12 protein-coding genes are annotated in these 15,319 nt (G+C 56.6%); 1 reads left to right on the top strand and 11 read right to left on the bottom strand.

Going from position 1 to position 15,319, the window contains the following annotated elements; translation table 11 throughout:
• Nucleotides 1-249: 249 nt before the first annotated feature.
• Nucleotides 250-1,497, top strand: a complete 1,248-nt coding sequence (locus tag E8E91_RS27255) for a ribonucleotide-diphosphate reductase subunit beta (RefSeq protein WP_028628950.1) — start codon at nt 250-252, stop codon at nt 1,495-1,497.
• Nucleotides 1,498-1,820: 323 nt separating this feature from the next.
• On the opposite strand, the gene E8E91_RS27250 is transcribed toward E8E91_RS27255, so the two are convergent.
• The 11 genes from E8E91_RS27250 to E8E91_RS27200 form a co-directional block, all read right to left on the bottom strand.
• Nucleotides 1,821-3,452: a methyl-accepting chemotaxis protein gene (locus E8E91_RS27250; RefSeq protein ID WP_280380222.1), complete on the bottom strand. Its 1,632-nt coding sequence runs from the start codon at nt 3,450-3,452 to the stop codon at nt 1,821-1,823.
• A 295-nt stretch (nt 3,453-3,747) separates the two neighbouring features.
• Entirely contained in the window at nt 3,748-5,274 is a 1,527-nt protein-coding gene (locus E8E91_RS27245) for an acyl-CoA synthetase (RefSeq protein ID WP_280380220.1), read from the bottom strand.
• A 143-nt stretch (nt 5,275-5,417) separates the two neighbouring features.
• The gene (locus E8E91_RS27240; protein WP_280347793.1) at nt 5,418-6,194 is read right to left on the bottom strand and encodes an enoyl-CoA hydratase-related protein; all 777 of its coding nucleotides are present in this window, start codon (nt 6,192-6,194) and stop codon (nt 5,418-5,420) included.
• Nucleotides 6,191-7,189: a nitronate monooxygenase family protein gene (locus E8E91_RS27235; RefSeq protein ID WP_280347791.1), complete on the bottom strand. Its 999-nt coding sequence runs from the start codon at nt 7,187-7,189 to the stop codon at nt 6,191-6,193. The genes E8E91_RS27240 and E8E91_RS27235 overlap by 4 nt, the downstream gene beginning before the upstream one ends.
• 1 nt (nt 7,190) lies before the next feature.
• Nucleotides 7,191-8,351: an acetyl-CoA C-acetyltransferase gene (locus tag E8E91_RS27230; protein ID WP_280380218.1), complete on the bottom strand. Its 1,161-nt coding sequence runs from the start codon at nt 8,349-8,351 to the stop codon at nt 7,191-7,193.
• Between the two features lie 2 nt (nt 8,352-8,353).
• Nucleotides 8,354-9,142: an enoyl-CoA hydratase-related protein gene (locus E8E91_RS27225; RefSeq protein ID WP_280380215.1), complete on the bottom strand. Its 789-nt coding sequence runs from the start codon at nt 9,140-9,142 to the stop codon at nt 8,354-8,356.
• Nucleotides 9,139-10,200, bottom strand: coding sequence for a phosphotransferase (locus E8E91_RS27220; RefSeq protein ID WP_280347785.1), 1,062 nt, complete (start codon nt 10,198-10,200; stop codon nt 9,139-9,141). The genes E8E91_RS27225 and E8E91_RS27220 overlap by 4 nt, the downstream gene beginning before the upstream one ends.
• A 2-nt stretch (nt 10,201-10,202) precedes the next feature.
• Nucleotides 10,203-11,369 carry an acyl-CoA dehydrogenase gene (locus E8E91_RS27215; RefSeq protein ID WP_280380213.1) on the bottom strand — a complete coding sequence of 389 codons (1,167 nt, stop codon included), beginning with the start codon at nt 11,367-11,369 and terminating at the stop codon, nt 10,203-10,205.
• Nucleotides 11,366-12,127 (bottom strand): SDR family NAD(P)-dependent oxidoreductase, encoded by a 762-nt coding sequence (locus E8E91_RS27210; RefSeq protein ID WP_280347781.1) that lies wholly within the window; start codon nt 12,125-12,127, stop codon nt 11,366-11,368. The genes E8E91_RS27215 and E8E91_RS27210 overlap by 4 nt, the downstream gene beginning before the upstream one ends.
• A gap of 65 nt (nt 12,128-12,192) precedes the next feature.
• Complete coding sequence (locus E8E91_RS27205; RefSeq protein ID WP_280347779.1) at nt 12,193-13,875, bottom strand: AMP-binding protein; 1,683 nt, start codon at nt 13,873-13,875, stop codon at nt 12,193-12,195.
• A 25-nt stretch (nt 13,876-13,900) separates the two neighbouring features.
• Nucleotides 13,901-15,319 carry an aldehyde dehydrogenase family protein gene (locus E8E91_RS27200; protein WP_280380211.1) on the bottom strand — a complete coding sequence of 473 codons (1,419 nt, stop codon included), beginning with the start codon at nt 15,317-15,319 and terminating at the stop codon, nt 13,901-13,903.

Genomic DNA, 15,319 nt, shown 5'->3' with positions numbered 1-15,319 from the left:
CATCGCACGGGCCGCCCCCTCTCCTCCGGGAGAGGGCTCTTCCCTCCCCTCTCCCGCTTGCGGGAGAGGGGCCGGGGGAGAGGGTAAAAAGGCAGCACCGATATCCGAACAGTCACACCCACAAACCGGGTGTGCACAGGCCAGGGCAAACCACCGCCCCGTCCTTGATCCAACGCTTTCGCGTGCATCCATCCACGCACCCAAACACCCAGGCCGGCACAGACCGGTCCGCAGACCAGGAGAGGAACAATGCTCAGCTGGGACGAATTCGACAAAGAAGACCCCACCGAAGCCAAGGCAGCCCCCGCCGTTGCCCAGGCCGCAGCCAAGAACATCGACAAGCTCGACGACGAAGCCGCCGGCTCCGTTGAAGACGCCCGCGCCGTATCGGCCGACGACTCCGACGCCGTCGCCCGCGCCAAGAAGGCCCTCGACGCCCTCGACATCCAGGAAGGCCTGGACGACCTCGAAGGCTCCGCCGCGCGCGTGCAGGTTGGCGACAAGCAGATGATCAACGCCCGCGCCGACCTCAACCAGCTCGTACCCTTCAAGTACGACTGGGCCTGGCAGAAGTATCTGGATGGTTGCGCCAACCACTGGATGCCGCAGGAAGTGAACATGAACGCCGACATTGCTCTGTGGAAGAGCAAGGACGGCCTGTCCGAAGACGAGCGCCGCATCGTGATGCGCAACCTCGGCTTCTTCTCCACCGCCGACTCCCTGGTTGCCAACAACCTGGTGCTGGCCGTGTACCGCCTGATCACCAACCCCGAATGCCGCCAGTACATCCTGCGCCAGGCCTTCGAAGAGGCGATCCACACCCACGCCTACCAGTACTGCATCGAGTCGCTGGGCATGGATGAAGGCGAAATCTTCAACATGTACCACGAGATTCCGAGCGTCGCGAAGAAAGCGTCCTGGGGCCTCAAGTACACCCGCTCGATCTCCGACCCCGAGTTCAAGACCGGCACCCCGGAGACCGACCGCCAGTTCCTGCGCAACCTGATCGCCTACTACTGCGTACTGGAAGGCATCTTCTTCTACTGCGGCTTCACCCAGATCCTCTCCATGGGCCGCCGCAACAAGATGACCGGCACTGCCGAGCAGTTCCAGTACATCCTGCGTGACGAGTCCATGCACCTGAACTTCGGCATCGACGTGATCAACCAGATCAAGATCGAGAACCCGCACCTGTGGGATGCCCAGATGAAGGACGAAGCCACCCAGATGATCCTGCAGGGCACCCAGCTCGAGATCGAATACGCTCGCGACACCATGCCGCGCGGCGTACTGGGCATGAACGCGGCCATGATGGAGGACTACCTCAAATTCATCGCCAACCGCCGCCTGACCCAGATCGGCCTGAAAGAGGAATACCCGGGCGCGACCAACCCGTTCCCGTGGATGTCCGAAATCATGGACCTGAAGAAAGAGAAGAACTTCTTCGAAACTCGCGTTATTGAATACCAGACCGGCGGTGCGCTGAGCTGGGATTGAATCCGGGTCACGTAGTTTTTCAACAAACACTGAAACTTTTTCACTGAATGTTGAAACGGATGCACCGAGACGGTGCATGGCCGCTGCCTGGGGAGGCAGCGGCGCCAGCCATCCAAAACTGGCTTTCGCAGTTAGGTCGAGACCATTGGCCCCGAAGGAATAGAGGGCATCAAAGAGTAAACAACAGGGCCGGCGAGCATTGCTCGCTGGCCCTGTTTACTAGTAGGGCAGCTCCGTTTTTCCCGAATCCTTCAAACGCAAGGCGCTAAACCAGGTGCTTGCCGGTACGCCGTTTCGTCATGTACCAGGAATCCAGTACGAGCCTATACGCGGAACTGCCGTAGGGTCTGATTCAACTGGCTAGCTAGAGCGTCAAGGTGGCAGCTTGCCTCTTTCGATTGGCTAGCGGCCACGGCATTCGCTTCAGCCAGTGAGGCCGCCTGCGTCACGTTCTGGTTGATTCCCTCTACCACTTGGGACTGCTGCAAGGTAGCACTGGCTATAGATGCATTCAGGTCTGTCAGATTGCGCAGCGACTGTGCGATCTGTTCCAAACTAATGCCTGCCAGGCGCGCCTTATCGACGGTCTGGGTGGACGCATGGCTGCTCTCGTCGATGACCTGAACGGCAGCCTCGGAATTGGCCTGGAGACGCTCAATCATTGTCTGGATTTCGGCAGTGGATTTCTGCGTGCGTTGCGCCAGTAAGCGAACCTCGTCGGCAACGACGGCGAACCCCCGCCCTTGTTCACCGGCACGAGCTGCCTCGATTGCGGCATTCACGGCCAGCAAGTTGGTCTGCTCGGCGATGGAACGGATGACTTCGAGCACAGAGTTGATCTGGGTACTCTCCTGGGCCAGTGACTGAATCACTTCGACTGCCTTGCCAATGGTACTGGAGAGCTGGTCGATCTGTTCCAAGCTGCTGCCGATGTTGTTCTGCCCCCTGTGTGCCTGTTCTTCGGCATCGCGTACTTCGCTGGCGGCGTGCTTAGCGTTTGCCGCCACTTCCTGCACGGAGTAGGAGAGTTCTTGCACCGCGGTGGCGACCAACTCCATCTGCCGCGACTGCTGTAGGCTCTGGTACTGGGCATCGCTTGCAATTACGCCAAGGGATCGTGACGCATGGTCGAGCGAGCCGGCAGTTTCCAGTGAATGGCCGATGACCCCCTGTAACTTGAGGGTGAACGTATTGAAATGATTGCCCAAATCGGTGAGTTCGTCGTGCCAATAGTCGTCCAGCCTACGGGTAAGGTCAGCTTCCCCACTGGCAATATTGGCCATAGCATTGACCGCTTCGCATAACGGCGAAGTGATGCTGCGGGCGATCAGGACGATGAGGACAGTGAGCAGAAGGCCCGTCAGCAACACTATTCCCAAGGTATTCAGTACGTGTGCGCGAAATTCATCCTGTACATCGTCGACGTATATTCCTGAACCAACTACCCAACCCCAAGGCTTGAATAGCTCCACGTAGGACACCTTCTTCACCGGCGCATCCGAGCCCGGGCGAGGCCAACTGTAGTGCACGAGTCCAGCCCCATCGTGCTTTGCGACCCTCACCATTTCGTCGAAAAATGGTCTGCCATCAGGATCAAGGGTACCCGTCATCACCTTGCCTTCGATTTTTGGGCTAGGGTGCATGACCATGCGTGTCTCGAGGTCCTCTAGCCAGAAGTAATCGTTACCGTTGTAGCGCAGGCTGCGCATCAGTTCGATGGCTTGGTTCTGCGCCTGCACACGGTTGAGCTTCCCCGCGTTTTCCTGTTCTCGGTAGTAGCGCAGGATGCTGCTCGCGGTTTCAACCACATGCTGGGTTTTCAGCGCTTTCGCGGTATGCAGGTCTCCAAAGTTCTGGATGAGCAACAAACCGGCTAGGGCGAGAAGTATTACCTGGGAAGTCAACAGAATCAGCCACAGGCGGTGGCTGATGGGAACTTGGCGCAGTCCGGGCATGATCCAGCTCCGTTATGCCATGAGAGGTCTGACGAGCCTTATTGCACAGGCGAATGGAGTGCGGTGAGAAACGCCCCCCTGAAGGTGCAGGGCCATCGATCATTGGATAGCCTTCGGCATGGGCAATTGGTTGTTTAGGGCTTTCTGCGCTGTCCAGATCACCGCCGACGACCGACATATGCCATCCCTGGCCGATGCAGTCGTTAATAGTTCGGCATATCGAGGAAAGTGATGCCCAAACAACCTCACTCCAATACAAAGCCGCTGATGCCCTACCTGCAGGCGCAGACACTGCTCAATCGGGAGAGGAGGTGTCCATTCTTTTCTGATACTCCTCGCGTAGCAGACGCTTCATCAGCTTGCCGTTGGGTTCACGCGGCAATTCATCGCGAAAATCGACGCGCTGCGGGCATTTCACTCCGCCCAGCGACTCACGCACAAATGCACGAAGGAGCTCCGCCAAGGTGGGTCCAGCTGTTTGCTGATCGCGAGGCTTCACAACGGCCACTACCTTTTCACCCATCTCCTCATCAGCTATACCGAACACTGCCACATCATCCACATCGGGGTGTGTCATGAGCACATTTTCGATTTCTTGCGGGTAGATGTTTACCCCCCCGGAGATAATCATGAAGCTCTTTCGGTCAGTGAGAAAAAGGTAGCCGTCCTCATCAACCCAGCCTATATCACCTAATGTTGCCCACCCTCGATGGTCGTAAGCCTTCCGTGTCTTCTCCGGGTCGTTGTGGTACTCAAAGCGAGGACCATCGGCAAAGTAGATATCCCCCACAGTTCTGGCCGGTACCTCTTGGCCCTCCTCATCGAGGATCTTGACTGTCCCCAACACAGCACGTCCGACTGAACCCGGTTTGCGAAGCCATTCCTCTGCATTAAGGGCGGTAAGCCCGCAACACTCTGTGCCCGAGTAATACTCGTGAATGATCGGTCCCCACCACTGGATCATGGCGTGCTTAACTTCAATAGGGCACGGACCCGCAGCATGTACCACGGCACGCAACGATGAGTAGTCATAGGCGTCGCGGACCTCAGCTGGCAGTTTGAGGATGCGAACGAAGTGCGTCGGCACGAAGGTCGCTTGTGTAACGGAGTAGCGTTCAATTAGCTGAAGCGTCTGCTCGGCATCGAACTTTTCCATGACTACCACGGTGCCACCAAGCCCCTGGATCGCAAGCGCCCAGCGCAATGGCGCAGCATGGTAGAGCGGCGAAGTAGACAGATAGATGCTATCCGATCCCATGCCATAAAACTGACGTCCCATTGACATCAATGGACTTTCGTTGGCGACAGGCCCCTCGGGGAGTGACGGCTTCACACCTTTTGGGCGCCCAGTCATTCCAGACGAGTACAGCATGTCAGCGCCCGGGCTTTCGTCGTCAATGCGAGTTACGGCCTTGGCTGCACGCTCCTTAGCGAAGGCTGTCGTGCTGAAGAACCGTGGTGCATTGTCCTCCAGACGCTGGATAGCACTCAGACCGAGTTCAAAAAACGTGTCTGAGGCTATCAAGACTCGTGCCCCAGAATCGCTGACTATGTAGGCGACATCGTTTGAAGAGGCGCGGTTAGAAATAGCTGTCAGATAAAGCCCACAGCGCTGAGCCGCCCAGGAGATGGTGAATACATCAAGGCCGTTTTCGAGAAGCACCGCGACGGTGTCTCCGCGTTGCAGACCAAGGGCACGAAACAGATGTGCTCCCTGGTTAGCGAAGCGCTCAAGTTCTGCGTAACTTAGGATTTGGCCAGACGAAGCAAGGATGCAGGCTGCCTTGTCAGGCGCGGAAAGTGCGTGAATGGATGGATGCATGATGGTTATCCTTATTTTTGTGCCCAGATTTGGTTCCCGGGTTTGTCAACTAATGGAACTCAAGGCAGAGAAAACCATCTCGCCTGAGCAATTCTGGAGCTCATCCATAGCGTTGATCGGGAACTAGGGGAGCAAGTCGCTTATCAGCGACCTGACCACTGTGGCGGCCGCTTTTCAGCGAAAGCACGCGGCCCTTCAATGGCATCCATCGACTCGAGCATCGAAACTACCTGCGGATACTGCCATTCCTCAACAAGGGCCGTTTCGATGGGCACATCAAGTCCACGAAGCACTGCCTCTTTGGTGGCTCGCAGGGATAGAGGACTACACGCCAACATCTCCGCAGCCCAACAGCGAGCCAGGGAAAGCACATCGTCGGAGCAAACCTCGTTGACGAAGCCAAGGTCCACTCCCTCACGGGCACTAACCCGGCGCCCAGTAAGCAGCATGCCCATGCTGCGCTTGAGACCAATAACCTGAGGCAAGCGCTGTAGCCCACCCGCCAGCGCTGCCAGGCCGACGCGAGGTTCAGGCAGAGCAAACACTGCGTTCTCAGATGCAACGATGATGTCGCAAGCCAACGCCAGTTCGAAGCCGCCGCCCATGGCCACTCCATTCACAGCAGCAATTACCGGCTTACTCAAATCGAAGCGCGCGGTCAGCCCGGCAAAACCTTTCTCCGGAGTAACCAAGCCGCCACCACTTGCCTGCTGCTTGAGGTCGTGGCCAGCACAGAATGCCTTGCTGCCCGAGCCCGTAACGATCGCGACCCACTGTTCCTCATCGGCCCCAAAGTCGTCGAACGCTTGTTGCAGCTCGAGATGCGCCGCAGCGTTGAGTGCGTTATGAGCCTCAGGTCGGTTGAGGATAATTGTCGTCAGACGGCCTTCACGTTCTACACGGATAAACTGGTAGCTCATGCAGTTACCTCCTGGTGGGCACGAAAGAATCCGGGTAAGCGTCGGTTAATGATTTCACCTGCGTCATCAACGATTCTGGTCAACAGTTCTGCGCAGGTCGGAATGTCATGAATCAGCCCTTGGACCTGACCTGCCCAGACAAGACCAGCATCGAGATTTCCTGTCTCCAAGGCCTCACGCCCACAAGCTCCACTTACCAGCGGGCGAATATCCTCGAAAGTCACCCCCGGTTGCTGCGACATAGCTACCACGCGATCAGAGATGCTGTTGCGGGCCACGCGTCCGGTATTGTGGAACTGCCGAAATATCAGCCGCGTGTCACGCTCATCGTTGTTCACCAGGAACAGCTTGATCGCATCATGAATTGGCGCCTCGACAGTTGCGCAGAAGCGCGTACCCATGTTGATACCCTCCGCGCCTAGCGCAAGCGCTGCAGCAAGGCCGCGACCATCACCAAATCCACCGCTGGCGATCATCGGCACCCGGATCTTGTCAGCGGCAGCGGGAATGAGCACCAAACCAGGAATATCATCTTCCCCTGGGTGTCCGGCACATTCGAAACCGTCAATAGAGACGATGTCGACGCCCATCTTCTGCGCTGAAAGTGCATGGCGCACAGAAGTGCACTTATGAATCACCGTCAGCCCATGCGCCTTGAAGTCCTCGACATGCTCGTGCGGTTTGTTTCCCGCCGTCTCGACGACCCGTACGCCGCTGTCGATGATGGCCTTGCGGTACTCTGCATAAGGCGGAGGGCTCACCGAGGGTAAGATGGTCAGGTTCACGCCGAATGGCTTGTCCGTCATCTTCCGGCAGCGCTCGATTTCTCGCCGCAGATCATCCGGTGTCGGCTGAGTCAACGCAGTAAGCATGCCAAGCCCTCCGGCATTCGAAACGGCGCTGGCCAATTCGGCGCGGCCAACCCACATCATGCCGCCCTGAACGATTGGGTGGTCGATGCCGAGTAATTCTGTGACTCGGGTGTGGAGCGCCATATCAAAGCACCTCCACGATAGTCGCGTTTGCGACGCCACCACCCTCGCAGATGGCCTGCAGGCCATAGCGCAAGCCGCGAGCTTTGAGCGAGTGCAACAGAGTGGTCATAAGCTTGGTACCGGTGGCGCCCAATGGATGCCCGAGAGCAATAGCCCCGCCATTGACATTGAGCTGGTCCGGATTGGCTTCCAGTGCCTGCAGCCAGGCCAGGGGCACCGGAGCAAAAGCTTCGTTGATCTCATAAAGATCAATATCAGCAATGCTCAAGCCAGCTCGTTGCAGTGCACGTCGGGACGCTTGGATAGGTTCTTCCAACATGATCACCGGATCACCGGCGGTGACGGCCATCGACACAATCCGCGCCAACGGAATCAGGTTGTGCTCCTTCAACGCCCGCTCACTCACTATCAAGAGCGCGGATGCACCGTCGCAGATCTGGCTGGCGTTGGCGGCGCTGATCACACCGCCCTCCCTGATTAGACGAACCGAAGAAATCCCCTCCAAAGTCGCATCATGTCGAATACCCTCATCCCGACAATGCAACCCAGTATCGGTAGTCAGGGGAACTATCTCGTCCTGGAATACGCCAGATGTGGTTGCGTGCGACGCACGCTGGTGACTTTGGAGCGCATAGCGATCCAGGGTTTCTCGATCAAAGCCATATTTTTGCGCGAGCATCTCCGCGCCCTCAAACTGGCTAAAGGTCTCGACGCCGAACCGCTTCTTGATCCGTTCACTGAATGGGCCCACCCCCAAACCTTCACGCTCATGGAACGACAGGTTGGAGAACATTGGGACTCGGCTCATGCTTTCGACGCCGCCAGCGATTACCACATCTTGCACACCAGACATCACTGCCTGAGCAGCAAAATGGACCGCCTGTTGAGAGCTACCGCACTGGCGATCGATGGTTACAGCCGGCACACTTTGTGGAAGGGACGAAGCCAACACCACATTTCGAGCAAAGGCGAAAGACTGCTCGCCGGCTTGCGTGACGCAACCGATGATCACATCATCAACGACCGCCGGATCAATGCCACTTCGCTCCAGAAGCGCATTGATCACCTCCCCCCCCATATCCGCCGGATGCCAGCATGCGAGTTGACCATTGCGCCGAGCACCGGCAGTACGTACAGCCCCGACAATATAGGCTTCAGCCATTATTAGACTCCTACTTGGAAATTCGGTTGACGTTTTTCGCTAAAGGCCGTGACTCCCTCACGGGCCTCAGGACCGGCGCCAGACTCAGCGACACAGCGGGCTTCTTTTTCCAGGTGCGATTCGAGGCCGCCACCGTAGGTTTCCAACAAAAGTCGGCGGGTGCGGCCGATAGCGGCAGTAGCTGAATCGGCCAGAGCGCGTGCCAGTCGTGCGCCTTCTGAATGGAGAGCGTCGTCGTCCACCACTAGGGTTATCAGCCCCTGCTGAGCAGCATCCACGGCGCTCAGGCGCTGGTTCAGAAGAATCACCTCCTGCGCTCTGCGCATACCCAAGAGGCGAGGCAGATGCCAAGTCAACCCGCCGTCAGGGCTCAGGCCTACCGAGCCATATGCAGGAGCAAAACTGGCCCCACGAGTGGCCACCACAATGTCTCCTGCAAGCGCCAAACTGAATCCAGCCCCGGCTGCCGGGCCATTCACCAGCACTAACATGGGCTTGTTCATCCGCATAAGGCGTGAAATGGACATGTGCAACACACCGGCAATCTCGCTGAGGAACCCCGAGATTTCATCCCCTGCAGCCTTGAAGGCACCAAGGTCACCTCCCGTGCAGAAAAATCGACCAGAGCCACTAAGAACTACGCAACGAATTCCTGCGTCTTGATCACAGCGAATCACTGCCTGCAGCAGTGCATGAGCAAGCGTGAGGTCGATGGCATTACCAGCTTCAGGGCGGTTCAGGGTCAGATAGGCTATGTCCCCTTCGATCCGCATCTGCACAGGCGCGCTCATTTGCACTCCTCCATGGCGCGTCGCGCCAGTTCAGCCAACATCGGGAAGCTTCTGGCGCGCTCGCGGGCATTGGTCGATGCTGCCGTGCCACGCAGTACGCGTCCTTGGATACCGTGGAAAATCGCGGCCAGCCGGAAAAAATTGAAAGCGATGTAGAACGGCCAGTCGGGAATGTTGTTGCGCCCGGTTCGACGACAATATTCCGCGACATATTCGTCTTCGGAAGGAATGCCCAATGCATGCAAATCTGCCCCGGCGAGCCCGGCGACGATGTGTGGAGGCATGCGGTACATCATGGCGTGATAGGCGAAATCGGCCAGGGGGTTTCCCAGAGTCGACAGTTCCCAATCCAGCACCGCCACAATGCGTGGCTCGCTGGGGTGGAAGATCATGTTGTCGCACCGAAAATCACCGTGCACGATGCTCGATTCATCACCGACCGGGATGTGTGCCGGCAACCATTCAACCAGGGCGTCCATGTTTGCATCGCGCCCGGCAGCTGGGTCATCCAGGTATTGCCGCGTCCAGCGTTCGATCTGTCGAGAGAAGTAATTTCCTGGGCGGCCATAGTCGGCCAAGCCAACAGTGACAGGATCGATGCTATGCAACTGTGCAAGGGTGGTATTCATCGCATCGAAGTAGGCTTCGCGCCGCTCCACACCTGGGAAGGTCGCATCCCAGAAGATTCGTCCCTCAACCCGCTCCATCACATAGAACGCACTGCCGATTACATCAGTGGTTTCACAGACACCCATGATCTGAGGTACCGCAAAGCCCTTAGTGGAAAGAGCTAGCTGAACCCGTGCCTCGCGTTCGACGCTGTGCGCTCCTTTGAGCACAGGACCAGACGGTTTACGACGCAGAATGTAGCTCCCCGACGGTGAATCAAGTCGATACGTGGGGATCGACTGCCCGCCCTTAAGCCGCATGATATTCAGGGGGCCGATAAATCCGTCGACATGTTCGATCATCCAACGTTCAAGTGAAGCGCTGTCGAAATTCAGCGGTTCGTCGAGGCTGTCGGCACCGGCGATTACTACTGCTTCGTGCGAGCTCATGTTTACCTCCGGGTCCAGTCACGCTTAATTTTCTTAGCCAGTGACCACTTGTGAACTTCGGTCGGACCGTCATACACACGGAAGGCACGAATCTCGCGGAATACCTGCTCAACAACAGTGTCTTCGGTGAGGCCGCTTCCACCCATGACCTGTACGCAACGATCGGCCACTCGCATGAGAGCCTCACTAACGGCAACTTTGGTCATCGAACTTTCGGTACCGCCCTGAGCCCCACTGTCGAGTACCCCAGCGCACCAGTCGATCATCAATTCGGCTTGCTTCAGGTCGATCAGATTCTCGGCGAGCATGAAGCCGCAGCCTTCGTGTTCGATAAGCACCTTGCCAAAAGCCATGCGTCTGTTGGCGTAGTTAGTAGCGATTTCCTGGGCTCGCACGCAGGCGCCGTACCAGCGCATACAATGGGACAGACGCGCTGGAGCGAGACGAACTTGCGCATAGTGAAAACCTTCACCAGCCTCACCCAACATCTGTTCCGCAGGTACTCGAAGGTTTTCTAGGCGGACTACTGCGTGTCCACCTGGCATTGAGTTATCGATGGTTCGCGGGATGCGTTCAATCCGAATAGCCGGGTTAGGCAGCTCAATCAGGAACAGGCAAGCACCTTCCTCAGCTTTGGCCATTACAATCCCGACGCCAGCCCCCTCAGCTCCGGTGATAAATGCCTTGCGGCCGTTGATGATCCAATCGTTGCCTTCACGGTGACAGGTGGTCTTCATCATCGACGGATCAGAACCGGCACCACCTTCTTCAGCCGGTTCGGTCATGAAGAACGCCGACCTCATTTGCCCTTCGATCAACGGCCGCAAAAAGCGCTCTTGGATCGTGGGGCTACCAACCTTGCCCAACAGATACATGTTTCCTTCGTCAGGCGCGGCAGTATTGCAAGCCAGCGGTCCAAGAGGGGAAAGACCAGTTTTTGCCAAAACCAACGCAGTGCCACGTTGGCTCAGGTGACGTCCGTCAGCCAGGATATGAGGTGTTAAAACGCCAGCTTCCCGAGCCAGCTCCCGCAGTTCGATGGCGAGCGCGTCCGTAGGGCAATTGTGGTGATCACGACGAGAGTCCTGTTCATAGGGCACAATCACGTCTCGCACAAACCGCTCCACCCGATCAGCGATCACCGCAGCCTGTTGCAGATCGTCGTTCATCGCGGGGCCATCCGAATTGCACCGTCCAGGCGGATGACTTCACCGTTAAGCATGGGATTCACGACAATCGCTTCGACTAGCTGCGCGAATTCATCCGGTTGCCCGAGTCGGCTCGGGAACGGGACCTGCTGCCCCAAAGAAACTTGAGCCTCTTCTGGCAGAGTGGCGAGTAGCGGCGTAAGGAAAATACCTGGAGCGACAGTCATCACACGAATGCCGTAGCGGGCGAACTCTCGCGCCAGTGGCAACGTCATACCAACGATGCCTGCTTTAGACGCCGCGTACGCCGGTTGTCCAACTTGGCCGTCAAAGGCAGCAACACTGGCAGTATTGATTATCACCCCACGCTCTTCGCCCAGTGCATCAGCCACATGTAAGCGCGCAGCAAACTTCGACAGAACGTTAAAGCTGCCCGTGAGATTGACGTTGATAATCTGATTAAATTTCTGGAGCGGCAAAGCAGTACCGTCGCGATTGATCGCCTTTGCCGGGGCTCCGATACCAGCGCAATTTACCAGTATACGAGGCAGTCCATTTACTTCCTCAGCGGCGTCAAGGGCGCGCTCTACCGCTAGTTCGTCGGTGACATCAGTCTCAATAAATACCCCACCAATGGACTCAGCAAGTCGTTGGCCCAGTTCACGGTTCAGGTCAATAATCGCCACTTTTGCGCCAGCGGCGGAAAGTCGACGTACGACCGCTTCGCCTAGGCCAGAAGCTCCGCCGGTTACAACTGCAGATGTTTCATGTATTTGCATGAGTCTAGGTCCTTTATTGTTTTAAACAGCACTTGCCAAACACAACAATAATTAGCAAGACGTTATTAATGAGAATCAGAGATTTTGTTTATCTCCGCAAAACTGATTTCACGCATGCGAAATTTCTGCACTTTGCCGGTCACAGTCATTGGGAATTCATCGACAAAGGTAAAATGGCGCGGAACCTTGAAATGCGAGATATTTTCCTTGCAGTAGGTGCGCAGTAACTCTTCGTTTAAAGTTTGCCCTGAGCGCAACTTGATCCAGGCCACAACTTCTTCCCCGTAGCGCGAGTCGGGAATGCCAATCACTTGAGCGTCAGCGATTGCCGGATGGCGATAAAGCAACTCCTCGATCTCGCGCGGGTAAATGTTCTCGCCACCGCGGATGATCATGTCCTTGCTGCGTCCTACGATGCGTACGTAGCCAGCGTCGTCCATCTCGGCGAGATCACCTGTATGCATCCAGCCGGCGCTATCTATGGCCTCTTGTGTTGCCTGGGGGTTATTCCAGTAGCCGAGCATTACGCTGTAGCCCCTGGTACACAGCTCACCCACAATGCCACGAGGCAAGATGCGACCTTCGGTGTCAACGATCTTGGTTTCCAGGTGTGGCTGCGTGGTGCCAACAGTGGTGACCCGTAGTTCCAGATCATCATCGGAATGGGTCTGCAACGACACAGGGCTGGTTTCGGTCATTCCGTAAGCGATCTGCACCTGGGTCATATGCAATTCGCCGATTACCCTACGCATCACGTCTATAGGGCAAGTGGCACCGGCCATGATGCCTGTACGCAGGCTGCTTAGATCAACCTGGGCCCGCGCCGGGTGATCCAGCAACGCAATGAACATAGTCGGCACGCCATACAACACGGTGGCACGCTCTTCAGCGACCATGCGCAAAGTGGCATCAGGCTCAAATGACGGACCGGGGTAAAGCATTGTTGCGCCATGAGTCAAGCAAGCCAGGTTACCCATAACCATGCCGAAGCAGTGATACAGCGGAACTGGGATTACTAACTTGTCCTGCTGGGTCAACCCCAACCGGGCACCAACCATGTAACCGTTGTTTAGAATGTTGTAGTGGCTGAGCGTGGCCCCCTTCGGAAACCCCGTAGTCCCGGACGTGTACTGGATATTGATTGGGTCATCGAACTGCAAGGTGAGCTCACGTTGACGCAACAGGTCTGAGCCAATGTGCTCGGCCAAACCAGCGAGAGCCGCCCAAGGCAAAAAGCCCTCAGGAGCCTCGTCGGCTAACGTGATGACGCCACGCAATTGGGGAAACTCGCCTACGTTCAGATTGCCTGGACTCGAGGAGACAATCGACGGAACCACAGCGCGGACTATTTCGTGATAGTTGGTCGACTTGAATGAGTCGGAGCAGATCACCCAGCAACAGCCCGATTGCGCCAGCACGTACTCCAACTCTGAACGTCGGTAAGCCGGATTGATGTTGACTAGGACGGCACCGACCTTTGCGCTGGCCAGCTGTACAACAGTCCACTCAGCACAATTTGTCGACCAAATGCCAATGCGCTCACCACGGCCAATTCCCAATGCAAGAAAGGCCCGGGCACATATTTCCACAACCTCCCCCAACTCCTTCCAGCTGTAGCGCAGACCTTGGCGCGCCGAAACCAGAGCAGGGCGATTACCATAGCGCACGATGGCCTCGTCAAAAGCTTCTCCAATGGTCTGGCAGAGGAGGGGCTGATCCTGCGTTCCGCGTGTGTAAGACTTCTTCATGGTCTCTCTCCTTCGGGTGATGTAGTCACCCAACCTTGGGAACGAAAACTGCTTTAGGCTGAGTAAAAGCCAAGAGCCCCGATACACTGTTCTCTACGCCGAAGCCGGACTGTTTGTATCCAGCCATTGGCACATCCGGCTGCAACACAAGGTTCTGGTTGATCCACACCGTGCCCACCTCCAAGCGCATAGCGATTGCTTTTGCCTGCTCTATATCGCTGCTCCAGACAGCGGCCGCCAGCCCGAAGTCGCTTTGGTTGACCCGTTCGATCACTTCATCAACTTCGTGGAAGCGCAACAAAGGGAGAATTGGACCAAAGGCTTCTTCTGTGACCACAGGCGCAGTGTCCGGCGGGTTATCAACCAGGGTCAGGGGAAGGAAGTAGCCACTGTCAGGAACTGGAGAACCTTCAAGTAAGATCAGGCCACTCTCGCGGGCCTCGTCACGTAGCTGTCGTACTCGGCGGTATTGCGATAGGTTCTGGACTGGGCCGAAGCGCACATCTGGATTCAATCCATTCCCGACCTTGGCAGCCTTCACCAGAGAATGAAGCTTGTCGCGAAGTACGTCGTATATGCTGTCGTGTATATACAAACGCTTGCAGGCAACACAGATCTGTCCGCTGTTGGTGAATGCACCGTCGAAAAGCGCCTGAGCTACATCGTCAACATCGACATCGGCGAGCACGATCGCTGCATCATTGCCCCCCAACTCCAGAGTCAGACGTTTTAAGTCTTGTGCTGCAGAAGCCATGATGCGTTTACCGGTGGCGGTCGAGCCGGTAAATGCAATCTTGGCGAAGGCCTTATGTCCGGTCATCATTGGGCCCAAGGCATCTCCACCACTGATAATGTTCAGCACACCCGGCGGCAATATCTCTCGGGTAAGTTCACCGATCCGTAGGGTAGTCAGTGGTGTGAATGGGGACGGTTTTAGCACCAACGTGTTGCCAGTAAAGAGCGCGTGGGCGATCTTCCAAGCCCCCAGCATCACCGGATAGTTCCACGGTACGATTCCGCAGACCACACCCAGTGGCTCCTGGTGCACCTCAACTCGATTGAGCGGAGTCTCCAACTGAACTTCGACTGGAAGTTCTAGGAGAGTAATTCCTCTGATCCAAAATGCAGCACCAAGAATTTCATCCCTTGCCAGGGTTAACGGACGTCCTTGTTCAAGTGTCAGGAGGCGAGACAGTTCATCAACGTTATCCTCAAGCACTTTGGCGAAGGCATTGAGCGCTACTTTTCGCTCATCGAGGGACGCCGCTCGCCAGACAAGGAACGCTTGCTGTGCAGCTTGCACCGCTTGTTCCAGTTCTTTCAGGCCAGCATCAGGTACCCGACCAACCACTTCGCCAGTGGCCGGATTTATTACCTCTAGCGCGCGAGCAGTACTTACAGACTCGCCTCCGATGGTGAGTATCGGATTGTAAATTTCAGACAT

It is taken from the genome of Pseudomonas sp. BN515, from assembly GCF_029873155.1.
Lineage (GTDB): Bacteria > Pseudomonadota > Gammaproteobacteria > Pseudomonadales > Pseudomonadaceae > Metapseudomonas.
This window is presented reverse-complemented; position numbering and strand designations above follow the sequence as displayed.

Coding starts and splice junctions, on each gene's coding strand:
- E8E91_RS27230 (WP_280380218.1), bottom strand. CDS start 8,351: ATGGCTGAAGCCTATATTGTCGGGGCTGTACGTACTGCCGGTGCTCGG.
- E8E91_RS27210 (WP_280347781.1), bottom strand. CDS start 12,127: ATGCAAATACATGAAACATCTGCAGTTGTAACCGGCGGAGCTTCTGGC.
- E8E91_RS27240 (WP_280347793.1), bottom strand. CDS start 6,194: ATGAGCTACCAGTTTATCCGTGTAGAACGTGAAGGCCGTCTGACGACA.
- E8E91_RS27200 (WP_280380211.1), bottom strand. CDS start 15,319: ATGTCTGAAATTTACAATCCGATACTCACCATCGGAGGCGAGTCTGTA.
- E8E91_RS27250 (WP_280380222.1), bottom strand. CDS start 3,452: ATGCCCGGACTGCGCCAAGTTCCCATCAGCCACCGCCTGTGGCTGATT.
- E8E91_RS27235 (WP_280347791.1), bottom strand. CDS start 7,189: ATGGCGCTCCACACCCGAGTCACAGAATTACTCGGCATCGACCACCCA.
- E8E91_RS27225 (WP_280380215.1), bottom strand. CDS start 9,142: ATGAGCGCGCCTGTGCAGATGCGGATCGAAGGGGACATAGCCTATCTG.
- E8E91_RS27255 (WP_028628950.1), top strand. CDS start 250: ATGCTCAGCTGGGACGAATTCGACAAAGAAGACCCCACCGAAGCCAAG.
- E8E91_RS27245 (WP_280380220.1), bottom strand. CDS start 5,274: ATGCATCCATCCATTCACGCACTTTCCGCGCCTGACAAGGCAGCCTGC.
- E8E91_RS27215 (WP_280380213.1), bottom strand. CDS start 11,369: ATGAACGACGATCTGCAACAGGCTGCGGTGATCGCTGATCGGGTGGAG.
- E8E91_RS27220 (WP_280347785.1), bottom strand. CDS start 10,200: ATGAGCTCGCACGAAGCAGTAGTAATCGCCGGTGCCGACAGCCTCGAC.
- E8E91_RS27205 (WP_280347779.1), bottom strand. CDS start 13,875: ATGAAGAAGTCTTACACACGCGGAACGCAGGATCAGCCCCTCCTCTGC.